Source organism: Hymenobacter sp. BT559 (genome assembly GCF_016427535.1).
Lineage (GTDB): Bacteria > Bacteroidota > Bacteroidia > Cytophagales > Hymenobacteraceae > Hymenobacter.
Map to the genome: position 1 here is coordinate 115,238 of NZ_JAELXV010000002.1, position 25,432 is coordinate 140,669.

At 57.0% G+C, this 25,432-nt stretch carries 24 protein-coding genes; 15 read left to right on the forward strand and 9 right to left on the reverse strand.

Annotated features, from left to right (window positions below; genetic code table 11):
• Positions 1–207: 207 nt before the first annotated feature.
• Positions 208–927, reverse strand: coding sequence for a pyridoxine 5'-phosphate synthase (locus tag JAO77_RS07170; RefSeq protein ID WP_198990363.1), 720 nt, complete (start codon positions 925–927; stop codon positions 208–210).
• 235 nt (positions 928–1,162) lie between these two features.
• Here JAO77_RS07170 and JAO77_RS07175 point away from each other — a divergent pair, with 235 nt between their 5' ends.
• From JAO77_RS07175 to JAO77_RS07245, 15 genes are all read left to right on the forward strand, one after another.
• Positions 1,163–1,627: a GatB/YqeY domain-containing protein gene (locus tag JAO77_RS07175; RefSeq protein WP_198989659.1), complete on the forward strand. Its 465-nt coding sequence runs from the start codon at positions 1,163–1,165 to the stop codon at positions 1,625–1,627.
• A gap of 84 nt (positions 1,628–1,711) precedes the next feature.
• Positions 1,712–2,233 carry a CvpA family protein gene (locus JAO77_RS07180; protein WP_198989660.1) on the forward strand — a complete coding sequence of 174 codons (522 nt, stop codon included), beginning with the start codon at positions 1,712–1,714 and terminating at the stop codon, positions 2,231–2,233.
• Positions 2,234–2,291: 58 nt separating this feature from the next.
• Positions 2,292–2,927, forward strand: a complete 636-nt coding sequence (locus JAO77_RS07185) for an anthranilate synthase component II (protein ID WP_198989661.1) — start codon at positions 2,292–2,294, stop codon at positions 2,925–2,927.
• Between the two features lie 4 nt (positions 2,928–2,931).
• The gene (locus tag JAO77_RS07190; RefSeq protein WP_198989662.1) at positions 2,932–3,735 is read left to right on the forward strand and encodes an alpha/beta fold hydrolase; all 804 of its coding nucleotides are present in this window, start codon (positions 2,932–2,934) and stop codon (positions 3,733–3,735) included.
• 120 nt (positions 3,736–3,855) lie between these two features.
• Positions 3,856–4,533, forward strand: coding sequence for a CBS domain-containing protein (locus tag JAO77_RS07195; RefSeq protein WP_144848141.1), 678 nt, complete (start codon positions 3,856–3,858; stop codon positions 4,531–4,533).
• A 9-nt stretch (positions 4,534–4,542) separates the two neighbouring features.
• The gene (locus JAO77_RS07200; RefSeq protein ID WP_198989663.1) at positions 4,543–6,123 is read left to right on the forward strand and encodes a POTRA domain-containing protein; all 1,581 of its coding nucleotides are present in this window, start codon (positions 4,543–4,545) and stop codon (positions 6,121–6,123) included.
• Between the two features lie 36 nt (positions 6,124–6,159).
• Positions 6,160–7,062 (forward strand): NAD kinase, encoded by a 903-nt coding sequence (locus tag JAO77_RS07205; RefSeq protein WP_198989664.1) that lies wholly within the window; start codon positions 6,160–6,162, stop codon positions 7,060–7,062.
• Between the two features lie 133 nt (positions 7,063–7,195).
• Positions 7,196–8,089, forward strand: a complete 894-nt coding sequence (locus tag JAO77_RS07210; RefSeq protein ID WP_198989665.1) for a DUF6089 family protein — start codon at positions 7,196–7,198, stop codon at positions 8,087–8,089.
• A gap of 35 nt (positions 8,090–8,124) precedes the next feature.
• Positions 8,125–8,889, forward strand: a complete 765-nt coding sequence (porG, locus tag JAO77_RS07215) for a type IX secretion system protein PorG (protein WP_198989666.1) — start codon at positions 8,125–8,127, stop codon at positions 8,887–8,889.
• A 95-nt stretch (positions 8,890–8,984) separates the two neighbouring features.
• Positions 8,985–9,731 carry an undecaprenyl pyrophosphate synthase gene (uppS, locus tag JAO77_RS07220; RefSeq protein WP_198989667.1) on the forward strand — a complete coding sequence of 249 codons (747 nt, stop codon included), beginning with the start codon at positions 8,985–8,987 and terminating at the stop codon, positions 9,729–9,731.
• 16 nt (positions 9,732–9,747) lie between these two features.
• Positions 9,748–12,264, forward strand: coding sequence for an outer membrane protein assembly factor BamA (gene bamA / locus JAO77_RS07225; RefSeq protein WP_198989668.1), 2,517 nt, complete (start codon positions 9,748–9,750; stop codon positions 12,262–12,264).
• A gap of 151 nt (positions 12,265–12,415) precedes the next feature.
• The gene (locus tag JAO77_RS07230) at positions 12,416–13,102 is read left to right on the forward strand and encodes an OmpH/Skp family outer membrane protein (RefSeq protein WP_198989669.1); all 687 of its coding nucleotides are present in this window, start codon (positions 12,416–12,418) and stop codon (positions 13,100–13,102) included.
• Positions 13,103–13,137: 35 nt separating this feature from the next.
• A complete protein-coding gene (locus JAO77_RS07235; RefSeq protein WP_235998282.1) occupies positions 13,138–13,800 on the forward strand; it encodes an OmpH/Skp family outer membrane protein in 663 nt (220 codons plus the stop codon).
• Between the two features lie 200 nt (positions 13,801–14,000).
• Positions 14,001–16,628, forward strand: coding sequence for an MGH1-like glycoside hydrolase domain-containing protein (locus JAO77_RS07240; RefSeq protein ID WP_198989670.1), 2,628 nt, complete (start codon positions 14,001–14,003; stop codon positions 16,626–16,628).
• A gap of 104 nt (positions 16,629–16,732) precedes the next feature.
• Positions 16,733–17,785 (forward strand): RluA family pseudouridine synthase, encoded by a 1,053-nt coding sequence (locus JAO77_RS07245; RefSeq protein WP_198989671.1) that lies wholly within the window; start codon positions 16,733–16,735, stop codon positions 17,783–17,785.
• 63 nt (positions 17,786–17,848) lie between these two features.
• Here JAO77_RS07245 and JAO77_RS07250 read toward each other — a convergent pair whose 3' ends face one another.
• The 8 genes from JAO77_RS07250 to JAO77_RS07285 all read right to left on the reverse strand — a co-directional run bounded on the left by JAO77_RS07250 (position 17,849) and on the right by JAO77_RS07285 (position 25,241).
• Positions 17,849–19,471: a tetratricopeptide repeat protein gene (locus JAO77_RS07250; RefSeq protein ID WP_198989672.1), complete on the reverse strand. Its 1,623-nt coding sequence runs from the start codon at positions 19,469–19,471 to the stop codon at positions 17,849–17,851.
• Between the two features lie 73 nt (positions 19,472–19,544).
• Positions 19,545–20,507 (reverse strand): PstS family phosphate ABC transporter substrate-binding protein, encoded by a 963-nt coding sequence (locus JAO77_RS07255; protein WP_235998283.1) that lies wholly within the window; start codon positions 20,505–20,507, stop codon positions 19,545–19,547.
• A gap of 40 nt (positions 20,508–20,547) precedes the next feature.
• Complete coding sequence (locus JAO77_RS07260) at positions 20,548–20,814, reverse strand: hypothetical protein (RefSeq protein WP_198989674.1); 267 nt, start codon at positions 20,812–20,814, stop codon at positions 20,548–20,550.
• Between the two features lie 151 nt (positions 20,815–20,965).
• The gene (locus JAO77_RS07265; RefSeq protein ID WP_198989675.1) at positions 20,966–21,814 is read right to left on the reverse strand and encodes an energy transducer TonB; all 849 of its coding nucleotides are present in this window, start codon (positions 21,812–21,814) and stop codon (positions 20,966–20,968) included.
• 294 nt (positions 21,815–22,108) lie between these two features.
• Entirely contained in the window at positions 22,109–22,960 is an 852-nt protein-coding gene (locus JAO77_RS07270; RefSeq protein ID WP_235998284.1) for an energy transducer TonB, read from the reverse strand.
• Positions 22,957–23,508: an ExbD/TolR family protein gene (locus JAO77_RS07275; RefSeq protein WP_198989676.1), complete on the reverse strand. Its 552-nt coding sequence runs from the start codon at positions 23,506–23,508 to the stop codon at positions 22,957–22,959. Before JAO77_RS07275 ends, JAO77_RS07270 begins: the two co-directional genes overlap by 4 nt.
• A gap of 12 nt (positions 23,509–23,520) precedes the next feature.
• Positions 23,521–24,156 (reverse strand): ExbD/TolR family protein, encoded by a 636-nt coding sequence (locus JAO77_RS07280; protein ID WP_198989677.1) that lies wholly within the window; start codon positions 24,154–24,156, stop codon positions 23,521–23,523.
• A gap of 197 nt (positions 24,157–24,353) precedes the next feature.
• Positions 24,354–25,241: a MotA/TolQ/ExbB proton channel family protein gene (locus JAO77_RS07285; protein WP_198989678.1), complete on the reverse strand. Its 888-nt coding sequence runs from the start codon at positions 25,239–25,241 to the stop codon at positions 24,354–24,356.
• Between the last annotated feature and the right edge of the window lie 191 nt (positions 25,242–25,432).

The following is a 25,432-nucleotide window of genomic DNA, read 5'->3' on the forward strand; positions in this document are numbered from 1 at the left end:
CAAATATAGGGCGAGCTATAACCGGCGCGCGCACTTACTGGCCTTCTCTTTTCAGCTAATTTAGCTTGGCGCGCTGCCTAGGCCGAGCCTTAACACAAGCACGCGGTCCTGCTAAGCAGAACCGCGTGCCGAAGGTGCTGGCTTACGACTTGTTGGTTAGCTGCTCAGCAGCTGAAGGCCTAGCGCAAAGCAGCTTCCTAGGTGCCGCTAAAACTTTAGCTGGCGCTTATACAGCTGCACAGTGTTTTCGAGCCCTAGGTATAGGGCATCGGCTACGAGGGCGTGCCCGATGCTAACTTCCTGCAGGCCGGGCAGCTCCTGAGCTAGGTAGGCCAGGTTTTCGAGGTCCAGGTCGTGGCCGGCGTTAAGGCCTAGGCCAGCGGCTACGGCAGCCTTCGCGGTTTCGCGGTAGGGGAGCACGGCGGCAGCGCGGTCCTGGGCGTAGTGCCGGGCGTAGGCTTCGGTGTAGAGCTCGATGCGGTCGGTGCCGGTGCTGGCGGCAGCCTCAATCAGCGCCGGGTCGGGGTCGAGGAAGATGCTGACGCGGGCGCCGAGGCTTTTAAGTTCGGCCACCACATCGCGCAGGTAGCCTTGATGCTGCACCACATTCCAGCCGGCATTGGATGTAATGGCATCGGGGGCGTCGGGCACTAGGGTCACTTGCTCGGGCCGTACTTCGCGGCACAGGGCCAGGAAATCGGGGGTAGGGTTGCCCTCCACGTTCAGCTCGGTAGTGACGATGCTTTTGAGGTTGCGCACGTCGTCGTAGCGAATGTGGCGCTCGTCGGGGCGGGGGTGTACCGTAATGCCTTCGGCCCCGAAGCGCTCGATGTCGCGGGCGGCTTGCAGCAGGTCGGGGCGGGCATGCAGCCCGCGGGCATTGCGCAAGGTGGCAATTTTGTTGATGTTAACGCTTAGCTTGACCACAGATTCAAACGGATTTGTCGGATTTAACGGATGCGCCCGCTGCGCAGGCTGGCTAGGGAACGGGATGATGGGTGAGCCCGCTGCGTGGGCGGGCGGTGCAAGGTACATTTGCCGGGTGGCAGCAGGGCAGCAGCCTAGGGCTGCTAGTGGCGTACTACGCAACTGGTCCGTGCCCTGCTGGTTTAAGCCTTTCGCTGCGCACAAGTCAGTTCTATCTCATTCTCCCCCTCTTTCAATGGCTCTTAAAGAAACCATCGACGCCGGCATCAAGCAAGCTATGCTGGCTAAGGATAAAGTGCGCCTCACGGCGCTGCGCTCTATCAAATCGCAGATTTTGCTGGCCGAAACGGCCGAAGGTGCCAGCGCTACGGGCCTCAGTACCGACCAAGAGCTAAAGCTGCTTAACAAAGCTGCCAAGCAGCGTCGCGAGTCGGCCGCTACCTACAAAGAGCAGTTTCGCTCTGACCTTGAAGAAACTGAGCTTGCCGAGCTGGCCATCATCGAAGAGTTTTTGCCGCAGCAGCTTTCCGAGGGCGAGCTGGTCGAAACGTTGGTCGGCATTATTCAGCGCGTAGGGGCCAAAGGTCCTTCCGACCTAGGCAAGGTAATGGGCGTAGCCGCCCGCGAGCTTAGCGGCAAAGCCGATGGCAAGCGCATCTCGGACGTAGTGAACATGCTGCTGAATAACACTGATTTCTAAGTAAGGATTAATGGTTAATTGTTGATGTAAAGCTATTTAAGCAGCTCATTAGCAATTAACCATTAACAACTAACCAATAAAGAATTGACGCCGCTCGACCTGTTGCTGTTGCTGCCCCTAGCCGTGGGTACCGTGAAGGGCTACCGGCGCGGGCTGGTGTTGGAGGCCGTGTCGCTGCTGGCCTTTGTGCTAGGCGTGGTGGGCGGGCTTAGCTTGCTGAGCGCGGCTGTGCCAGTGGTGCGGTCTTACCTAGGTGAGGTATTTGGGCTGCTGCCACTGGTGTCATTTTTGTTGGTGCTGGTGGGCATCATGTGGGGTGTGCACCTGTTGGGCGGGCTAGTGAAGACCGCCGTGCACCTCACGCCGCTCGGCGTGCTTGACCATCTGCTGGGGGGCGCAGCCGGTGCCCTCAAGTGGCTGCTTGGTCTGAGCTTGCTACTGCATGGCACTTCACTAGCGGGCGTGCACCTGCTGGCGCCCAGCCTCACGGCGGGCTCGGTGGTGCTGCCGTGGGTACAAAAGGCGACTCCGCTGGCGTTGCAGCTCACGGGCTATGCCCTGCCCTTTGCCCATAACCTGCTGGCGCGGCTCAAGGCGGCTATGTAACCCAGCCCTAGGTGCCCGCCGCGAACAACTGCCGGGGGTATGGCTGTTTACTCTCTTCATGGCCCTTCTGCTGCTTGACAACTTCGATTCCTTTACCTACACCCTGGCCGACTACCTGCATCAGTTGGGAGCCGAGGTACTGGTGCGGCGCAATGATGTGCCCCTGGCCCAGCTGCGCGAGTTAGCTATTGAAGGCATCGTGTTGTCGCCCGGGCCCGGCGAGCCCGCCGCGGCAGGGCAGCTGTGGGCCGTCATTGCTGAGTATCACCAGCGCCTGCCTATGCTGGGCGTATGCTTGGGGCAGCAGGCCCTAGGTGAGTTTTTTGGGGCCCGGCTGCGGCGCGCGGCGCGGCCCATGCACGGCAAGGTATCCGAGATAGAGCTACTGGGCAGAGACCCCTGGCTGGCTGATTTGCCGCGTCGGCAGCCGGTCACGCGCTACCATTCGCTGGCGTTAGAAGCCAGTACCTTACCGCCTAGCCTGCATCCGCTGGCCGTTACGGCCGATGCCGACCGCGAGCTTATGGCGCTGCGCCACGCCACGCTGCCGCTCTACGGCGTGCAGTTTCACCCCGAGGCGCTGCTCACCACGCACGGCCTGGCGTGGCTGCGCAATTGGATGCGCTGTTGTAACATTGCGCCCAGCGCTCCCTTTGCCGAGGCGAGCCAGCATCTATCACCCAGTAGTCAGTAAGCACGTGGAGCTACGCCGCCAGCATCAGCACGGGTTCGAGTACGTCGACGAAGGCCAAGGGCCGGTGTTGCTACTGCTGCATGGGCTATTCGGTGCGCTCAGCAACTGGCAGCAGGTGGTAGAAGAATTTTCGCCCCGCTACCGAGTCGTTATTCCGGTGCTGCCCGTCTACGACATGCCGCTGCTGCAAGCTACGGTGCCCGGCCTACAGGCATATGTGGAAAACTTTGTGGAAAAGCTAGCGCTGCCGCCCACTTTCACGCTGCTCGGCAATTCCCTAGGTGGCCACATCGCGCTGGTGTATACGCTGCACAACCCCGGCCGCATAAGCCAGCTCATTCTCACAGGCAGTAGTGGCTTGTTTGAGGATGGCATGGGCGGCTCATTTCCGAAGCGCGGCGACTACAACTTTGTGCGCGAGCGGGTGGGATACACCTTCTACGACCCCACGATAGCCACTGCCGAGCTGGTCGACGAAGTGTTTGCCGTCACTAACTCCAACGCCAAGTGTCTGCGCATGATTAGCATTGCGCGCTCGGCGCAACGCCACAACCTAGCCCGCGAACTGCACCGCATAGCGGTGCCCGTGCTGCTGGTGTGGGGGCTGAACGACACGATTACGCCGCCGTCCGTCGCGCACGACTTTGCCCGACTGCTGCCCCAGGCCACGCTGGGTTTTCTCGACCACTGTGGCCACGCCCCCATGATGGAGCGCCCACTGGCATTTAACCGATACTTGAAGCAGTTCCTCGAACGTTCAGTATCAGCGCCTTCAGATTGGGCGGCCGCCACGGCGGTTTCGGCCTGACAAAGCGCCACCTCGCCGAGGGCCGGCTTGGTTTTTGCCCTTCCTCGGCAACCTTTCACTGGGTATTCTAGTCCTACTCTCAGAGGGGGCTTTCCTTTCCGCCTTTTAGTCTGCGCCGTCATGTCTGCTCTGCTTGCCGAAGACTTACTCAATCAAATGATTCCGCCGCTCAAAAGCACTGACACCACGGCCAAGGCCGCCCGGTGGCTGGAGGAATTTCACGTAAACCAACTACCTGTACTGGTGGGCCGAAACTACCGTGGCCTCATTACGGGCAATGACTTAGCCGACTACGAAAATCCTGATACCCAGCTGGCCGAGCTGCCCTTGCGCTACGCCGATGCCCACGTGCAGCACGACCAGCACTTTTACCGGGTGATGGAGCTGGCGATTCAAAACCGCATTCAGCTGGTGCCCGTGCTCGACGAACAGCAGGAGTACGCTGGTGTTGTAACGGTGAGCGACGCGCTGGCCGCCTTCGGCCCCGTGCCCGGCCCGGCCGGCCAGGGTAGCATCTTGGTGCTTACGATGGAGGAGCGCGACTATTCGCTATCGCAGATAAGCCGCTATGTGGAGGAGAACAATGCCAAAATCTTGTCGGCCCACGTCGTGACCGATGAGCATGACCCCTTCCGTATTCGCCTGACCCTACGCTTGAACACCGACAATATGGCCCGTATCACGGCCACGCTCGAGCGCTTTGGCTACTTGGTGTCGGCACAATTTAGCGGCACGGCTGCCGTAAGCGAAGACGAGCAGGACCGCTTCGACGCCCTACTGCGCTACCTCAGCGTCTAACTTTGCGAGGTGAACCCTCAGGCCCGGCCGCATTTTAGTTTTTGCTGGTTACTACTGGCTGCGCTGGCTGGGCTTTTAAGTGCCATTCATCCGGCCCTAGGTCAGGTTGTGGGCTTGCCCGCGGCGCCCGACAGCTTGCGCCGGCTTGCAGACGACAAGCCCGCCCCTGTACTGCCACCCGTGGTGGTACCCACCGATACCCTGGTGCAGATAGGAACCTGCCCCAACGCAGGACCTAGGGCCCGCGTTTTCGCCATCCTGTTTGTAGGCAACAGCAAAACCAAGGAGCGTATTCTGCGGGCCGAGCTTAACATCCGCGAAGGTGATACGCTGACGCTGGTCGATTTGCCCGCCCGCCTGGAGGCCAATCGTCGGCGCCTCTACAACCTCCAGATTTTTCATTCGGTGCTAGTGCAGGCTACCTGCGGTGGCTCGGGGCAACTCACGCTGCTATTCAGCGTGCAGGAGCGTTGGTATGTGATTCCGACGCCCATCTTCTCCCTCGCTGACCCCAATTTTAAGCGCTGGCTCGACCGCTCGGGGCGCGAGCGCTGGCAGCGTCTCGACTACGGGATACATCTCACGCACACCAACTTCCGGGGGCGGGCTGAGCAGCTAGTGGCCAACCTGCAGCTCGGCTTCAACCGCAAGTACGAGCTGTTCTACGAAGTGCCAGGCTTTGGGCGCCGTCGCCGTGTGGGCATGGGCTTTGGCATCTCATATTACCAAAGCCGCAACCTTGACTACATCACTGACTACGACCGGCCCAAGCCTTTGCCCCAGCCCGAGGAAGACGCGTTTCCCATTCAGCGCTTCTACGTATCGGGGGGGCTGCGGCTGCGCCACACGGTGCAGTTCATCACGGCGCTCGATGTGGCCTACCACCGCGAAAGCATCAGCGATTCCATCTACCGCCTCAACCCCGACTATTTCCTAGGTCGTACCCAGCGCGAATACTTAGAGTTTGGTCTGCTAACCACCAACAACCAGCGTAACACGTTTGCCTATCCGCTTACGGGGCGGTTTATGCAGGCGGCGGTTAGCTTCCGGCAGTTTGTGGGCGGGGTTAGCGGGCCAGCCGTGGCGCCGGCTTTTGCCACGGTGCGGCTGCGCTACGCGCAATATTTTAGCCTAGGGCACCAGTTTTATTACGCGCTCGGCTTATGGGGACAAACGCGCCTACTCGCCTCGCGCTACGCCTACGCCGACTCGCGGGCCCTTGGCTACGATGCGCTGGTACGCGGCTACGACGCCTACATCATTGATGGGCGCTCTTACGGGCTAGTGCAGCAAGGACTTAGCTTTCGCGCCTGGGCCCCGCCGCCCCTGCGTCTGCCCTTCGTAGCCAACCCCAAAGTCAATACCCTGCCGCTCGCCGTCTATCTCAATATCTTCGCCGATGCGGGCCTGGCCAGCGGCAGCGTGGGGCGGCCCGAGCCGGCTACAAACCAGCTGCCAGGGCACTTACTTGCCTCCCTAGGGCTGGGTCTGCACGTAGTGACGTACTACGACCGCGTGTTTTGCTTTGAGCTGGCGCGCACCGCGCACCACCAGACGGGTTTCTTCATCCGGTCTGCTTTCCCTATCTAGTGCCGGCACTTCCGGGCCGATTGTTACCTTTTTGTTATGAAATTTGCAATCCTTGGCAAGCCCTTCGATGAGGCCGCGGCACCGTTCATTCAGGCCCTATTTGATGAGCTGGCCGCCCGCCAGGCGCAGGTGCTGCTGGTAGAGTCGTTTCGCACTTTCCTGGAGCAGCGGGGTACCCGACTGCCCGAAGGCTGCACCACCTTTAGGCGCGGCGATTCGCTACGCGGCGTGCAATATGTTATTAGCATCGGGGGTGATGGCACGCTGCTCGACACCGTCACGTATGTCGGGGCACTGCAGTTGCCCATCCTAGGTATCAATACCGGGCGCCTAGGCTTCTTAGCGCCCACGCCGCCTAGCTACATCCCGCAGGCCATCGATGCCCTATACCGGGGCCATTTCACGCTGGAAGAGCGCAGCCTGCTGCGGGTAGAGACTGACCCCGACGTATTTGGGAATCTGAACTTTGGCTTAAACGAGTTCAGCATTCTCAAGCGCGATACCTCGTCGATGATTGCCGTCCACACGTACATTGACGGCGAGTACCTGAATTCTTATTGGGCCGATGGCCTCATCGTTTCCACGCCTACGGGCTCAACTGGCTATTCGCTCAGCTGCGGGGGACCTGTAATGCTGCCTCAAACCAACAATTTTATTATTGCTCCCGTATGCCCCCACAATTTGAATGTGAGGCCCCTCGTAGTATCTGACCAAAGCGTGATATCATTTGAAATAGAAGGCCGTGGAACCAGCTATTTGCTCGCGCTCGATTCGCGCTCGGTGCCTATCGAGGCAACTGTGCAGATGGCCGTACGCCGCGAAACCTTCAATGCCCGCTTAGTGAAGCTTAACCACGTCAATTTTCTCAGCACCTTACGCAATAAGCTCAGCTGGGGCTTAGACCGTCGTAATCCCGGTTCGGCTCTGACTACCAAATAGGAGCGAGGTCGCAAAAAACGCACTATAAATTTTTTTAGTTCCTGTCATTGCGTACTTTTGTCTTCATTGTAACCCCCGTCCAACAGCTATCGAAACTGATTTTTCTCGAATTGTTTAGTTCTACCTGCGCCTTATGACCAAGTTTTTCACCTACTCAACAGCCCTATTAGCGGGGCTTGCCCTGCTCGGCTCGACGCAGCAGGCAGATGCACAACAGTTTAGTAAGCGCAAGCAGTACACTTCTATTGGAGTGAATCTGAATGCAATGAACTACTTCGGGGACTTGAACCCGAACACCAACTTTGCATCGTTCAAGTTCGCTGATACTCGGCCCAACCTAGGTATTTCTATCACCCACCGCTTCTTCCCGCGGGTGTCAGGCCGCTTCGGGTTGGCCTACGGCCGTATCACAGCTGAAGATGGTGATAACGCTAACCGCGACGATAACAATGCCCGGTATCGTTATACTAGAAATATGAATTTTCGTAACGACATCGCAGAAGCCTCGGCTGTGATGATTGTCGACCTCATCGAAAACCGTAATAATTACCTCAAGCGCCCTGACTTCGTACCCTACCTGTTTGCTGGGGTAGCTGGCTTCTACCACAACCCTAAGGGCAAAGACCAGAACGGCAATTACGTAGCGCTGCAGCCGCTCCAGACCGAGGGTAAGGACTACAGCAAGGTGAGCTTTGCGATTCCGTTTGGGGCAGGCGTGCGCTACCGCATCAACCGTAACCTAGACGCTTCGTTTGAGATTGGCCTGCGCAAAACATTCACCGGCTACCTAGACGACGTGAGCACTAACTACGCTGACCTGTCGAGCAAAAGCGCTGAAGCGCAATATTTTGGCGGCTATGCTGGTGGTGCCGGTGGTAAAGGCATTACTAACACGAGCACGGGTGTAGCAGGTGGTTTTGTACCTGGTGCCAAGCGTGGCGAAGGCCACAACGACTGGTACACTGTGTCTGGCTTCTCGCTGAACTACATCCTGACGCCCCGCATCAAAAACCCCAAGTTCCGCTAGGCAGCCACTGCCAGCCGAGCTCTTATCTTTGCTGAATGCCCAAGACCTGGTTTTCATCCGTACTCCTCGCTGGCCTGGTGCTAGCGGGGAGTTCGTTTTTAGGGGCCGCCTCGGCGTGGGCCCAGAGCACAAGTGAGCTGGGCATCGGCCTAGGCGGCACCAATTACAAAGGCGAGGTATCGCCGCAGTACCAGTTCCAAAACAACAGGCCGGCCCTCACAGTCTTCTACCGCCGCGATATCTCAGCGCCTATTACCCTGCGGGGCGGCCTTACGGTAGGTGGGTTGCGGGCCCGCGACAGCAATGTAGAGGGTGTGAATGGCGGTGTACCGCCGCTGCAGAGCTACCGCCAGGCCAGCATGCGTGGCACGGTAGTGGAGCTTTCGGGGGTAGTGGAGTATAATTTTCTGGACTACCACGACCGGGACGACCACAGCCGGATTCATCTGAGTCCCTACCTGTTTATAGGGCTGGCACCTTACTTCGCTCATACCACTACCGAAAGCGAAAACCAGGCCTTGCAGCCTGACTTCAACCGCAAGGGGGGGCAATTCAGCGTGGCTATTCCAGCTGGCGCTGGTATAAAAGTAGCTCTATCGCCCCGCTGGAACCTAGGGGTCGAAATAGGGGCGCGTAAAACTTTTAGCGACCAGCTCGACCACCTAGGCGACCAAGACCCCCTGCTAGTGAACCCGCACGATAAAGACTGGTACTACTACAACGGTATCAGCGTATCGTACACGTTCTATAAAATCAACTGCCCACCGCCTTACAAGCGTAATAAGGGCCTACTCAAGTAGTATGGGCGAGCTGCTTCGGCGGCTCGCCTTTTGTTTTGCCCGCGCATCTGCAACCATTTGCGTAACTTGCGGCCTCTTATACGCAAACCGCAACGATGGCCGAACGGTCCGAAATTGACCTCTCCAATATTCCTACCCACATCGCCGTTATCATGGATGGTAACGGGCGCTGGGCCAAGCAGCGGGGTGGGCTGCGCGTCTTCGGGCACCAAAGCGCCATTACGGCGGTGCGCGATACGGTGGAAGAAGCCGCCGAGCTGGGGGTCAAGTACCTCACGCTCTACGCTTTTTCAACCGAGAACTGGAACCGCCCCGCGCTGGAAGTAACCGCGCTGATGCAACTGCTGGTGCACACCATCCGGCAGGAAACACCAACGCTGCTCAAAAACAGCGTGCGCCTGCAAGCTATCGGCGACCTGGCCACGCTGCCCAAAAACTGCCAGCGCGAGCTAGCCGAGTCGATAGAGCTCACCAAAAGCGGCACCCGCATGACGCTGGTGCTGGCCCTGAGCTACAGCGGCCGCTGGGACCTTACCCAGGCTACGCGGCGCTTGGCGGCCGATGTGGCAGCCGGCCGCCTGCAGCCCGACGCCGTGACGGAAGCCACAGTGACGAGTTACCTGGCCACGGCTGGCATGCCCGACCCCGAACTGCTTATCCGCACCAGCGGCGAGCAGCGCATTAGTAACTTTCTGCTCTGGCAGTTAGCTTACACCGAGCTCTACATAACCCCCGAGCTGTGGCCTGATTTCCGGCGCAGCCACCTGCGTGCCGCCTTGGTAGCCTACCAGCGTCGCGAGCGCCGGTTTGGCAAAACCAGCGAGCAGCTTTCCGTATCTTGATTTAGTTATCTTATTAATGCGCACTTACTTACGTAGCTCCTGCTTTGGATTGCTACTGCTGGCTACTGGCTTGGTAGCCGCTCCGGCTCATGCTCAGCAAGTCGCGGCTACCGTCGATGAGCCCCGCAAGTACACGCTTGGGGGTATCACGGTAAGCGGGGCGCGCTCCCTAGACCCTAATACGCTGATTGGGCTATCGGGTTTACGAATAGGCGACCAAATCAATATTCCGGGCGAAGAAATCGGGAAAGCCATTCGCCGCATTTGGACGCAGGGTCTCGTGGCCGACGTGTCGGTGAGCATTGCGCGTACCGAAGGCGATAAAATATTCCTGGATTTCAATCTGCGTGAGCGGCCCCGTTTGTCGAAGTTCAACTTCACGGGCATCAGCAAGGGCCAAGCGGAGGACCTAGAGAAGAAAATTAAGCTTATCCGCGGTAAGGTAGTGACCGATGCGTTGCTGTCGAACACCCGCACGCAAGTGCGTAAGTTCTACACCAACAAGGGCTTCCTAGATACCAAAGTAGTTATTCGCCAAGTGGCTGATTCGGCGCTGTCGAATAGCGTGGCGCTCAAAATTGACGTGGACAAGGGCAGCAAAGTCCGCATTCACGACATTGCGTTTGAAGGTAATAAGGCCTTCAAAGACAGCAAACTGAAGAAGCAGTTTAAGAAGACCAAAGAGCGCAAGCCGTATAAATTCCTGACGCCGGGCAAATACCAGGCTTCAGAATTTGAGGAAGACAAGAAGAAGCTCGTTGATTTCTATAATAACGAAGGCTACCGCGATGCCAGCATTGTGTCAGACACCCTGATACGCGACGACAAGGGCCTGGCGCTGCGCATCAAGGTGGATGCTGGCCCCAAGTACTACTTCCGTAACATCAGCTGGACGGGTAACTACCTCTACGACAGCAAGACGCTGTCGTCGGTCCTAGGTATCAAGTCGGGCACGCCCTACAGCAAAGAGACGCTGGACAAGCGCCTGAGCTACAACCCTACCGGCCAAGACGTAACGTCGCTCTACATGAACGACGGCTACCTGTTCTTCCAGATTGACCCGGTCGAGACCAAGGTACAGGGCGACTCCATCGACATCGAGATGCGCATCTCGGAAGGCGTGCAGGCGCGGGTGAAAGAAATCAACATCGCCGGCAATACCAAGACCTCGGACCACGTGCTGCGCCGCACGCTACGCACGCTACCCGGCGACAAGTTCAACCGCGAACTGCTTATCCGCTCGCAGCGCGAAATAGCGACCCTAGGGTACTTCGACCCGGAAAAAATTGGTATCGACCCGCGTCCAAATCAAAACGACGGTACGGTAGATATCAACTACACGGTGGTAGAAAAGCCCTCTGACCAAATTACGCTTTCGGGCGGCTGGGGCGGCTACGCAGGCTTTATCGGTACGGTTGGCCTGGTATTTAATAACTTCTCGCTCCGCAAGGCTGGCGACTGGCACAATTGGACGCCCGTGCCGGGTGGCGATGGCCAGCGCTTGGCCCTCAACGTGCAAGCCAACGGCTTGCAGTACCAGGCTTACTCACTCAGCTTCACCGAGCCCTGGCTGGGTGGGCGCAAGCCTAACTCGCTCAGCGTGAGCTTAAACCGGAGCGTTTCGCGTATTTACAATGGCAATGCATTCGATTTGAGCACGGCTGGCTCGCTCCGGGTAAACACGGTAACGATAGGCCTAGGCCGCCAGCTGCGAGTGCCGGATGACTATTTCACGCTCAGCAACTCGCTATCCTTCAGCCAGTACAGCACTAAGGACTACCCTTATCTGTCGGTTATTGCCGCGAACGGTGTATTCAACAACTTCACACTGAACACTACGCTGGCGCGCAATAGCATCGATAACCCGACCTATACGCGGCGCGGTTCGTCGCTGTCGCTTTCGGTATCGGCTACGCCGCCGTATTCGGCATTCCCCGGCGCACACCCCAGCGAAAACGAGTGGATAGAGCTGCACAAATGGATGTTTGATGCCTCTTTCTTCACTCCGATTGTGGGTAAGTTGGTGCTGAACACCCGGGCACACTTCGGCTTTATTGGCTCGTATGGCGGGCGCAATGTGGGGCCGTTTGAGCGCTTTAAGATGGGCGGCGCCGGCCTAGGCTACGGTGGCGGTGGCTCGTTCTTGGTAGGTACCGAATACATCGGTTTGCGCGGCTACGACGACCCCAACGCGGCTTACGCTATCCCGACGGCCCAACAAAACCAAAGCGGTGGTCTGGCTTACAACAAATACGTAATGGAATTGCGTTACCCTGTCAGCCTCAACCCGGCTGCTACGGTGTACGTGCTGAGCTTTGCGGAAGCTGGTAACGCGGTTAACTCGTATCAGGAATACAACCCCTATAAGCTGTACCGCTCGGCCGGCTTTGGTGCCCGTATTTTCATGTCGGCATTTGGTTTGCTAGGATTTGACTACGGCCGTGCCTTCGATTCTGTAGTTCCGGCGCCAGGTACTAGCAGCAAACAAGATTTCAACCACTTCCACTTTATCATCGGACAGCAGATTCGCTAAGCCAGGACCCAGGCCAGGCGGGAACGTTTGGCACGCTTCTGGTAGTTTAGCGAGTATGGTCGGCTTGGTGAAGGCGCGCTGCAATAGTGTGGCGGGCTGTGCGTTAAGAGCACCTTGCCACAGACCTAGCTGCTGGTAGCGCTACTACGGTATGAAACGATTTTTCTGTGTATTTGCTTTCTTGGGGCTGCTGACTGCCGGACCAGCGCAGGCACAGCGCCTAGGGTACATCGACACCGAGTTCATCATGAGCAAGATGCCGGAGTATGCCCAGGCCCAGACCGAGCTTAATAAGCTTTCAGATACCTGGCAAAAGGAAATCGAGGCGCAGCAGAAGGACATTGACAAGATGTACCGCACCTACCAAGCCGAGGAAGTGGTGCTAACCGAGCCCATGAAGAAAAAGCGCCAAGATGAAATGCTCAAAAAAGAGCAGGAACTCAAGGCGTACCGCACCAAGCAGTTTGGCTATGAAGGGCAAATCTTTAAGAAGCGCCAGGAGCTAAACAAGCCGGTCCAGGACAAGATATTTGAAGCGGTGGAGAAAGTGGTCAAGAATAAGAAGCTGGATATCGTGCTCGATAAAGCCAGCGACCTAACCATGATTTACACCAACCCGACTTTCGACTACACCGAGTATGTGTTGGAAGAGCTGGGCCTGGCCTCACCCGACCGCAACCAGCCCGGACCCAAAGGCCCGGTGAAAACCGTAGCACCACCTAAAACCCCGGCCGCCAACGCGGCTACTCCTTCTACTACCGACTCACGTTTTGAATCGGATTCGGGGGCGCCCGAGGCGCCTGCCAGCACCAAAACGAGAACTGGCAAGAAGCCATAATTCTCTTAACTTTGCTTTTAACTTTTTTCAGAACCTTGATTTCCTTCGTTAACCGCGTGAAAACCGTTCACCTGACCTTCGCCGCCGCTCTGCTCGTTGTCGGCTCTTTCTTTGCCCCCGCCGCGCACGCCCAGGCTCCGCTCAAAATCGGCTACACCAGCGTGGAGTACGTGCTGAGCCAGATGCCCGAGCGCAAGCAGATTGAATCAGACCTGAAAACCTACAGCAGCCAGCTAGAGGCACAGATGAAGAGCAAGCAAACCGCTTTTCAGACTAAGCTAGAGGCTTACCAGAAGGGTGGCCCTACAATGACGGCAGTAGTAAAAGCTGATACTGAAAAAGAGCTGCAAAGCATGCAGCAAGGCCTACAAGAGTTCTCTTCGACGGCCCAGCAGTCGTTGCAGCAGAAGCAGCAACAGTTGCTGAGCCCTGCGCTAGATAAAATTCAGAAAAACATTGACCTAGTAGCTAATGAAAACGGCTACGCCTACGTGCTGAACTCGGATGCTGGCTCGAGCCCCATTCTGCTACACGGCCCGAAAGATGGCGACATCTCGGACTTGATTTTGAAGAAGATGGGCATCACGCCGACGGCTCCTGCCCCTACGCCCGACGCGAAGCCGGCCACGCAGTCGTCTGCTACCAAGGCGCCCACTGCCCCTGCCGCCGTGCCTACCAAAGCAAAAGGCAAGAAGTAAGCGATTACAGATTACTGACCTGCAAAAAAAGCCGAGGCCCTTAGGCCTCGGCTTTTTTATTGATTACTAGTTGGTTAGCTCGCATATAATATTGTCCGAAATCGTTATTGTTGAGCCAGTGGATAGCGATAACCCCTTTCTTCGAGGAAATTGCGTATTGGATGGCCGTTGCCGCTCTGCGCGCGGGTTTTAAATAACGCATGACACAAGAACAAGTACGCTTGGCCGAGGCCGATGCGCAAACAGTTAACTGGAAGAAGTTTGGCCCCTACCTGACGGAGCGGCAGTGGGGCACGGTCCGCGAAGACTATAGCCACGACGGTAACGCCTGGAACCATATCACCCACGACATTGCCCGCTCGTATGCCTACCGCTGGGGGGAGGAGGGCCTAGGGGGTTTCAGCGACGACCAGCAGTTGCTGTGCCTGAATGTAGGCCTCTGGAACGGCAAAGACAACCAGTTGAAGGAACGTCTGTTTGGCCTGACCAACGGGCAGGGCAACCACGGCGAGGACGTAAAGGAGCTGTACTACTACCTCGACTGCACACCCACGCACTCGTACCAGAAAATGCTGTATAAGTATCCGCAGCATAAATTTCCGTATGGCAAGCTGCTCAAGCACAACGCCCGTCGCACGCGCCTGGAGCCCGAGTACGAGCTGCTTGACACCGATATTTTTGCCAAGAATCGCTATTTCGACGTAGTAATTGAGTATGCAAAAGCGGGGCCCGATGACCTGCTAATGCAAGTGACGGTGCACAACCGCTCCACGCACAAGCGCACCGTGCAGGTACTGCCTCAGCTATGGTTTCGCAACACCTGGGGCTGGGGCTACGACGACTACCGGCCCACACTGGTGCAGGTAGCGCCCGGAGCCGTGCAGGCCGAGCACCGCGACCTAGGGCGCTATCACTTCTATTGCGACGGCGAGCCCAACCTGCTGTTTTGTGAAAATGACAGCAACGGGCCCCTTCTCTACGGCCTGCCCGGCGAAGGCCTCTATTTTAAGGACGGTATCAACGACTACGTGGTCGGGGACCGCAGGCACGCCGTTAACCCCAAGCAGCAGGGCACTAAGGTGGGTGCGCAGTACGAGCTGACCGTGCCGGGTGGGCAGTCGCAAACGGTGCGGGTGCGCCTGAGCCAAGCCGAGCTGGCAGCTCCGTTTGCCGACTTTGAGCACCTAGTAGCCGCGCGTCAGCAAGAGTCAGATGACTTTTACAACTGCATCCAAGAGCGCCTCACCGACCCCGATGCGCGCAATGTGCAGCGCCAGGCGTTTGCGGGTATGCTCTGGAGCAAGCAGTTTTACTACTACGACGTGTCGCAGTGGCTCGATGGCGACCCGGCCATGCCGCCGCCCTCGCCCCAGCGCCGCGCTAGCCGCAACGCCAACTGGCGCCACCTGCACAACCAGGACCTGGTATCGATGCCCGACAAGTGGGAATATCCCTGGTACGCGGCCTGGGACCTAGCTTTCCACTGCATTCCGCTGGCAATGGTCGACTCAGGCTTTGCCAAAAATCAGCTGCGCCTGCTAATCAAGGACCGCTACCTGCACCCGAGCGGCCAGCTGCCCGCCTACGAGTGGAATTTTAGCGATGTAAACCCCCCGGTGCACGCCTGGGCCACCTGGCGCGTGTACCAGATGGATAAGAAGCGCAACAATGGCCAAGGCGACCGCGACTTCTTGGAGCGCCTTTTCCACAAGCTGGTACTCAACTTTACGTGGTGGGTAAACCGCAAGGACCGCGACGAGCGCAACATCTTCGAGGGCGGCTTCCTGGGTCTCGATAATATTGGGGTGTTTGACCGCTCGGCGCCGCTACCCACTGGTGGCAAGATTGAGCAGAGCGACGGCACCAGCTGGATGGCTATGTATGCGCTTAACCTCATGCGCATGGCGCTGGAACTGGCCAAGGAAAACCCGGTGTACCAAGAAATGGCCGGTAAGTTTTTTGAGCACTTCCTCTACATCGCCGATGCCATGACCCGCGGGGGCGATGGCAAGTTCAACCTTTGGGACGACGAAGACCAGTTTTACTACGACGTGCTGCATACGCCTGATAATGCGCGCACCAAGCTCAAGGTGCGCTCCATTGTGGGTTTGATTCCGCTGTTTGCAGTGGAGATAGTAGACGAGGAGTTGCTGAATTCTATGCCGCTGTTTGCGCGCCGGGCGTGGTGGCTGGTTACCAACCGGCCGCACCTGGCGCAGCTCGTATCGCGCTGGCAAGAGCCGGGCAAAGGTGCGCGCCACTTGCTAAGCCTAATGCGGCGCAGCCGCCTCAAGGCTTTACTGCGCCGCATGCTCGACGAAACGGAATTCTTGTCGGAATATGGTATTCGGGCCCTTTCGCGCTACCACCACGAGCATCCCTATGTGTATCGTGCTGGCAAAACTGACTTTGTGGTGCAGTACCTGCCCGGCGAGTCCGATTCGGGGATGTTTGGCGGCAATAGTAACTGGCGCGGGCCAGTGTGGTTTCCCATTAACTTCTTGATAGTAGAGTCGTTGCAACGCTTTCACAGCTACTACGGCGATTCCTTCAAGGTAGAGTACCCGACCCGCTCGGGCAATTTGCTTACGCTAAATGAAGTAGCCGATGCCTTGGCAGGCCGCCTCAACAAGCTGCTGCTCAAGGATGCCGAAGGGCGCCGGCCAGCATTCGGTGATAACGAGCTGCTGCAAACCGACCCGCACTTCCGCGATTATTTGCTGTTTCACGAGTATTTCCACGGCGATGATGGCCACGGCCTCGGCGCCACGCACCAAACGGGCTGGACCGGGCTTATCGCCAAGCTCTTGCAGCCGCGGCAAGACTAATTAGTCACCTAGGGCGGCCGGCGCTAGGCATAGCGCCAGGGCCGCCCTAGGTAGCGCGGCGCGTGCCTGGCGTATTTTTGCGCTCTCATCTGCTTAGCCCCGCCATGTTACCCCCGTCTGCCGAAGCTCAGGACCCCCACGAAGACGAAGCTGGCGAGGGCGATGAGCTCTACGAGCACCACCGCATTGTAGTAGATAAGGGGCAGGAGCTACTGCGCGTCGATAAGTTTTTGCTTAATCGCCTGGCTAATGCCTCGCGCACCAAGATTCAGGCGGCTATCGAGGCCGAAACCGTGCAGGTAAACGGCCGTCCTACCAAGGCAAGCTACCGTATTCGGCCGGCCGATATTATTACCATTACGCTGCCCGAGCCGCCGCGCACGGGCAAGGTCGAGCCTGAGCAGATGGACCTCGACATTCGCTACGAGGATGCCGACCTGCTCATTGTGAACAAGCCCGCCGGCCTTGTGGTACACCCCGCCTACGGCAACTGGGAGGGCACGCTCGTCAACGGCCTAGCTTACCACCTTGCCAATCTGCCCACGGGCCGCAATGGCGAAATACGGCCGGGGCTGGTGCACCGTATCGATAAGGATACGTCAGGCCTGCTCGTTATCGGCAAAACGGAGGCGGCCATGACGCATCTTTCGCAGCAGTTCTTCTACCACACCATCCAGCGGAGCTATCTGGCCCTGGCATGGGGCAAGTTTGAGGAAGACCAGGGTACCGTGCGCGGCCACATTGGCCGCAGCCTGCGCGACCGCAAGGTGCAGGCCGTGTACCCCGGCGGCGAGCAGGGCAAGCCTGCCGTCACTCATTACCGTGTGCTGCAGCGCTATGGCCCCGTCACACTGCTCGAGTGCCGCCTCGAAACCGGCCGCACGCACCAGATTCGAGCGCACATGCAGTTTATCGGCCACCCGCTGTTTTCAGATGCCACTTATGGTGGCGACCGTATTCGCTCGGGCCAAGCAACGGGCGCGTATAAGGCTTTCGTCGAAAACGTGTTTGCAGTGCTACCTAGGCAGGCGCTACACGCTCGCTCGCTAGGTTTTGTGCACCCCCGCACCGGTGAAAATATGTTTTTTGAGGCAGAGCTGCCCGAAGATTTCAGCGCCGCTTTAGCTAAGTGGCAGGCCTGGAGCGAAAGCCAATAATCATAAAAAAGCCCCGCTACAAACCTTGTAGCGGGGCTTTTAAAGCCAGCTGGCATGGCCAGCTTATTTCTTCTTCGGAGCCACTTTAGCAGCCGGCTTGCGGGCCGGGGCCGACGCACCGCTGATAATCTTCAGGGACTTAATGGCGAAGTCATCGGCGGGGTCAAGCGCTATTGCCTTCTCGAAATTTGCTTTCGCGGCGGCTTTGTCGTTTCTATGCGCGTTATAGGCACCTAGGTAGTCATAGGCCTCTACCATACCAGCTTTGTACTTAGCCGGGTCGGCGCTGCCAAGCTCAATATACTTCTCGTAGTAAGGCTTAGCCAAGCCTTTGTCGGCATCGGGGTCAAGGGCAACATTCACCTTAGCACGGGCTATGTAAGCTGGGGCGTAGTCAGCCTTAGCCGTGTTAATGATGTTAAACACGCTGTCGGCTTTCGTGTACTGCTTAGCTGAGCCATAGGCGGCAGCCAAGCGATATTGGTCGGCAAGGTCACCAGTTTTGGCTTTCTCTACAAGCGCACCAAGGGCACCGGAGTAGTCCTTATTCATTAGCTGAATCTTAGTCTTCTCAGCCTCAAAGTCAGCCTTTTTGCTGGCCGGAGCTAGCTCGATAGCCTTGTTAATGGCAGCCAGCGACTCTTGGGCCTTGTTGTTCTTGCCCAAAATCCGGCTCTGGTACGCATAGTCATCGGCAATGATTTTCTCGGCCGGGGCAGTGCGCAGGTAGTTTTCCATGGCCGTAGCGGCACCAGCGTAGTCGCCGGTTTCGTACAGCGTATAAGCCTTCAGTCGATTCATGGTCACGTTGTTAGGCTCTTTAGCCAAAACATTGTTGACCTCCACCAGGGCTTCCGGGAATTTCTTAGTCAGGTACAGGAACGAAGCGTACTCCACGTCTGTGCTAGTCGAGCGCTCGGCCACCTGGCGGTACTGCTCAAAAGTGCTCAGCGCCTTTGGGTACTGCTGTGCGTAGTAGTACATCTCGGCCAGCTCCTTGTAGGCCGGAGCATACTTGGGCTCCAACTGAATGGCCTTTTCTAGGTTCGTGATGGCTTCTTTTGCGTTGCGGCTGCGCACGTTCAACTCACCTTTCTTATAGTAAGCCTGGGCGTAGTTCGGGTTAGCCATCGTAGCACGGTCGAAGCTGGTCATCGCTTCGCCCCCGCCTGTATCGCTGTGCAGGTAGATTTCGCCCCGCGCTACCATTAGCGACGGCTCATCCTTGCCTTTGTTTGCGGTTTGGGCCGCGTTCACATAGGTCAGGGCCTTGTCAATATTCTTGATGTCAGACTCGCCATAAGCCTGCGCAATCATGGTCAGGACTTTGGCATCCTTGTTCTTGGTGGCTTTGGCAGCAGCGTCAAACGAAGTGGCAGCGGCATCCGTCTGGCCTTTTACCAGCGCGGCACGGCCAGCAGCTACCTGCCCAAAGGGAGTAGTGCCAGCAGCCTTGTTGAAATAGAGGGCGGCCGAGTCGTTGAGGTCGCGCATCTGATAGATGCGGCCCATCTCGTAATTGGCTTCGGGTGAGCTGGCATTACGCAGCAAGCCGCGCGCTTCATTATAGCGCTCTAGCTCGATAGCCTTTTGGGCGGCGGCAATGTCTTGGGCGGTGGCGGCCGTAGCGCCGGCCCCCAAGGTAACGGCAGTCAGCAACAGCGGTTTCCAGGGCTTGAAACTCATAAGCGAAAGAAAAAAAGAAGAGTCGGGTGAGGGTGAAAATCTGGTTAAACTACGCTGTAAATGTCGTAGTAGTTCAATCGGCCTTCGAGGTAGTAACGATGCGCACCTGCATTTTAGCCGGTAGCAGGCCTGATTTATAGAAAATAAGCTGGCCCTTTTGGCCGGCTACAAAGGATGCAAAACCTGAGCCAAGTCCGGTGCGCGCCTCGCGGCTGATGACATAGATATTGCGCTGCAACGGGTAGCGCTGTAAGTTTTGGTCGGCCTTCAACTGCTCGGGCGTGTAGGGCGCCAGATATCGTTGAAAAGGTTTGATGTAATCGTCCTTACTCGGGTTGGGCCGGGCCGTAATGGCAGCCACTCGCACCGAGCGCAAAAAGCTTTGCACACTAGGGTCGTCGTGGTCCGATACCAAGTTGACCCCAACCACCCCAATGGCGGCCGGGTGGGCAGCTACGTAAGCAAGCGCCTCTGCATTAGACTTGGCTGCGAAGACCCGTTTGGTCAGCGGCTGCCCGCGTAGCAGCGAGTCGCGCACAAAACGCAAGGTGCTGCTGCGGTTAGCATCAAATACAACGTTGATATCTCCGAGCTTCGTCTGGCCGCCTACTTGCTTCCAGCCAGTGGTCTGGCCGCTGAAAATGCTGCGCAGCTGCGTCACAGTCAGAAGCGAATCGGGGTTAGAAGGGTGCAGAATAATAGCAAGGCCATCTATACCGACGTGCGTAGCCACCGGCGTCATGGTTTGCTTGGCCAGTTCGGCCTTTTCGGCCGCATTCAGGTCACGCGATACTACGGCCAGCTTCACTTTATCATTGAGGAAGTCCAGCATCACACTGTCCTCGGGCTGATACGAGGCCTTGACGTGGGCATCTGGGTAAAGCTTCTGAAACGTATCTACCTGCGATTCTAGTATAGGCGCAAACGTTTCGTCGACGCTAATCGATACTTTGCCGCTGGTAGGGGTGTCAGTGGGCCCTTCGGTGCCGTCGCCGCTTTGGCTGCTGCAGGCAGGAAGCAGGCTTGCGGCTAGCAATAGCGCTCCTAAAAAAGTACGACCCCTAGGGTCCAAAAAATCAGCGAATGTCATCGCGCCGGGATTTACGAGATTGAAAAGGCAGCGCCCGCACTAGGCGCACCACACCATAGAGTATTAGGATGCCTCCCAGTACCAGGCGGGTCGTATGGCTCAGCGGCAGCAGCGCCCCCGCCGCCATGGGGCGGTCGGCAGTATACGCCAACCAACCACCAAGTGCCAGATAGCCAAGGGCCCGCAGCAGGTCAAAGAAGCGAACCGGCTGCTGCGAGGGGCCTAGCCGCTCTTCGGTGGACGTATCAAGCATAAAAATAAAATAAGTTATTCCTAATAAAGGAATCCGACAACAAAATTGTTCGGAGCGGCCATTGTTAAGAAGTAACGTAACTGCAAAAGAGGGGAAAAAAGCCGGCTTTTCATAATGAGCCAGCTTTTAATCCTATTACGCAGCAACGTTCCTACTGTATATGAAACGTAATGGGCAGTGTAAAGCGCACGGGCACAGCGTGGTGAGATTGCTGGCCGGGCGTCCAGGCGGGCATCTGGCGCACCACGCGCTGTGCTTCCTCATCGAGGCCATACCCTAGGCCCTTAGGCACGCTAATGTCGGCGATGGTGCCATCGGCTTGTACTACAAAGCTCACATATACGCGGCCCTCGGCCTGCGCCCGCAGCGCTTCGCTGGGGTAGCCTAGGTGGTTGCGCAGATAGCGCATTAGGGCTTCGGTGCCCCCCGCAAACTCAGGCATCTTCTCGACTACTATGTAAGGGCCCGTCACGGCTGGGGCGGTGGCCGAACTGGTCTCGGTAGCGGGCCCAGTTTCGGCAAGGTCAGTGCCACCTGGCACACCCACACTAGTAGCTTCAGTAGTGCTTAGTTCCGAAGCTAAGTCAGTAGGTATGGCCGCTAGCTCTGTTTCCACGGGCTTGGCAGGCACTAGTTCGTCTTTGGTAACCTGGGTAGGGAAGCTGGCAGTAGTATGTGGCGTAGCAGTAGCCATGTGAGGCTGGCTAGGCGCCGCTGGCGGGGCAACAGGCTTAGGTTGCTCCGTTATATAAGTAGGAGGCTCGATGGGGGTGAGCGGGGTAGTTGTTGTCTCCACTTTAGTAGTGGCCGTGGGGTGTAGTTGCTGCCACGCGGTACCAGCCACCAGCAGTAGTGTGCTCAAGCCAAGTACGGTGGCCAGGGCCTTGCGCACGTGGTTATTGTAGGACTGACGTAGCTGGTAAGCACCATACGCCTGATTGCGGCCCTCAAAGACAATTGTATCGAGTGAAGGCGAGAAAAAACTAGTGAGCAAAGACATGAGCAGTAGGTGAATAGAGTGAGGAAAGAGCTAGCGGCCACTAAGCCTTTACCTGATGCTCACATGGCTGTTTTTCCATACGCTCTGCTACATTTTATCTACGGTAATCCTGTAGGCCCTCGTGCCAGCATGTTGCACGATATCTGACTGACGCTATTAATTCTGGGAAAGCATAGGTAGCCCTTCTGATTGAAACTGCTCATAAGGACTACCTAGGGGACTAGCAAAGACCTAAAACGAAACAAGCCCTCTGCGCTTAGCGCAGAGGGCTTGTAAGTGTACTGCTTACGCAGACTATTGAATCTTGAGCGAAATCGGCACGGTGAACGATACTTTCACAGCCCGGCCGTTTTGCTTGCCCGGGATAAACTTGGGCAGCGTTTTGATGGCGCGGATAGTTTCAGCATCAATCGTACCGCTGAGGCCTTTCACCACCGATACATCGGTGAGGCCACCGTTTTCGTCAACCGTAAACTTGGCGAATACCCGGCCTTCTACCTGGTTGCGCAAGTCAACTGCGGGGTAACGGAACGCCTTCTGGATGGCGTTTACGATGGCTTGCTGGCCACCACCACCTGGCAGCTCGGGCATTTGCTCTACGTAGGTGTAGACTTTGTCTTCCACTACTTCTGCCACAGGGGCAGCAGCTTTGCCTTCGCCGCTCAGGCCGCTCAGGTCCGGAGCTTCATCGAGGCCACCTTTTACGGTTTTCGTACCAATGTTCTGGTCTTTAATTTCCTTTACATCAGGTACTTCCTCTTCCTGGCGTACTTCCTTGTCCTTGGCTACCACGGGCGGGGTAAACTTGATAGCGTTTACCTTGGGCGGGTCGGGCGGCGGGGGAGGAGGAGGCGTGCTCGCCGGCGGGGGCGGTGGGGGCGGCGGCTGGGTGTTATCCAGCGGCGGGGCCTCCATTAGTTCGTTCGTTTTGAGGTTAAGCTCTTCCTTCGGCTTGCGCTCTTCTAGGAACTTCGCGATAGCGGGAATTACCACCAGCAAGCCCAAAAAGAAAGCCCCGATGACAAGTGCCCGCGTCACGTGCCGGCCGTAGATGCGCCGCAGGTGATAAGCCCCGTAAGCCTTATTGCGCCCCTCAAATACGATGTCGTTTAAGCTGGCATTAGCCAGCTGAGCGTTATCCATCATAGGAGTTTCTGCGTTTTGATGAGGTCTATATCTTCTTTACCAAGTTCCACCAGCGCATAGCGCTTTTGGTCGGTGATGTTCATCTCATCCAGGATGTCCACCAAGTCTTTATACTTGGCGTGCTGGTCACCGTCTACGTAGCTTTTGATGAGGATGGTAAGCTTAGGCACTTGCTGCTTGCGAACAAGTAGCACCTTACGAATGCCGTTGGCCGAGAAGTCAGTTACCTGGATTTTAGGTACTGCTACCGAGGGGTCCTTGGGCGAGTTTAGGCCGAAGAAGTAGAAAACCTTGTCGTCGGGGGCCAGAATAATAGTCATGGCTTCCGACTCTTTAATTTTCGATTTCTCCGTGTCGTCTTTCACTTTTGCCGGCATCTGCAATTGCAGCACGTTGGGCTTGGCAAAAGTGGTGGTGAGCATAAAGAAGGTCAGCAATAGGAAGGCAAGGTCCACCATGGGCGTCATGTCGATTTTAGTCGACATTTTCTTCGCCCGTTTCTTGCCTCCCTTACCGGAGTCGCCGCCTTTTTGTTGGATTTCTGCCATGGGGTCAGCGGGTTATTGTGCAGCTTCAGTGGTTGGGTTACCCTCTAAGCTGGTCACCAGGTTAAAACGGTTGATTTTAGCCTTCTGCAACTCACTAATAATCTTTTGTACCGTCTGCACGTCGGCTGCGCCGTCGCCCTTGATAGATACAAAGCTTTGCTTACTAAAGAGGTTGAGGTTGGCTTGGCGAGCGCCCTGCACCCAGTCAATCAGCTGGTTGTTGAGCGAGTCGTAGGGGATACCGGGGAGGCGTGGGTTTAGCTCTTTGCGCTCTTCGGTGCTCATGCTCAGGTACGAGCCCAACTGCTTAATCGGTACCCCGATGCTGTTGATGTTGCGAAACTGGGCCAGTTGTTGCTTAGTGAAGCTTACGTTGTACTTGATGCCCATCGACTTCAGCGCTTCTTCCTTTACGGACGCTTTGTCAAAGCCAAAAAATACACGCTTCTTATCATCAATGGTCAGCGTCAGCACATCGCTGTCAGGGTTGCGGAGGTCCGAGGTCGAGGACGGGGGGTCCACAATCACGGCATCCTCGGGGCGAAACTGCGTGGTCAACATAAAGAATGTAACCAGCAGGAAGGCCAGGTCTACCATCGGCGTCATGTCGAGCGATGGCGAGGTGCGGTGCGGTTTTACTTTAGGCATTGCCAGAAGATGTTAAAGGTGGCGGGCCAGACATAGAGAAAAGGGGGCTGCGGGGGTGAAACCATCAGCGGGCCGCCGGGGGCGGGAGCCGCTCAGTGGTACTGATGCCGCTGCTCCACAAATTCCACACGCTTGGCTGAAAAAAAGTTGGGGTAGCGGCAGCCGAACGCCGCTACCCCGCTTTTTGTGCCTTTGACCTACGACTCCTGCCCTTTAGAGCCGTGCTGAGCGGCAAAGGTTTGGATGATGCTGAAGCCAGCTTCATCGATGCTGTAAGTCAGCTCGTCGATCTTGCTCGTGAAGTAGTTGTAGCCAATGATGGCCAGGGCCGAGGTACCGATACCTAGGGCCGTGTTGATAAGAGCTTCCGAGATACCCGAAGCCAGGGCAGTAGCATCAGGGTTACCAGCCTGCGCCAGAGCGGCGAAGGCCTTAATCATGCCGAATACCGTGCCGAGCAGACCGGTTAGGGTAGCTACCGAAGCAATGGTCGAAATGATAACCAGGTTCTTTTCGAGCATCGGCAGTTCCAGCGCGGTGCTTTCTTCGATTTCTTTCTGGATGGCCAGCACGCGCTGGTCGGTGTTCATGGTGTGTTCAGCACCCATTTCTTTGTATTTCGACAGGCCAGCGCGAACTACGTTGGCAACCGAGCCTTTCTGCTGGTCGCAGAGAGCAATGGCACCGTTGATGTCGTTAGCATTCAGCTTCTGGCGTACCGAGCGTACAAACGATTCGATGCTCTTGCTGCCTTTGGCTTTCGAAATGGTTAGCGCCCGCTCAACAGAGAAGATGATAACGCACAAGAACATGGTAATCAGGAAGGGTACGATAACCCCGCCTTTGTACATAGTAGCCAGGTAGTCGCCGGGCAGGGGGTCATTGGTGTTTACGCCACCTTTGAAGCGGCTGCCAGCGCCCATTACGAAGTGAAAAATCAGTTCGGCAAGTACGAAGGCAACGATGATAGCGATAACCGAGAACAGCGAAGCACCGCCGCTGCTAGGAGCGGGGGCAGCAGCCTTGGCAGCGGTGGCCGAAGTGGCAGGCCGAGCGCTCGGGTTTACAGCATTTTTCTGTTCCATGTGTCCGGGAGGTGTAGGAGGTGGGGGTTGGTTTGAGGGGGATAAAAATGAGGCGAAGAAATAACTTGACTACCAGGCCGGATTAAGTTAGTGCCGGGCAGGCCAAAGCAACTTTCGGGGCCGAATCTACGCCTAAGCCACGAAAATCATAGCTTAGTCAACTTTTTTTTTGAGGGCCACATGCCAGAGTA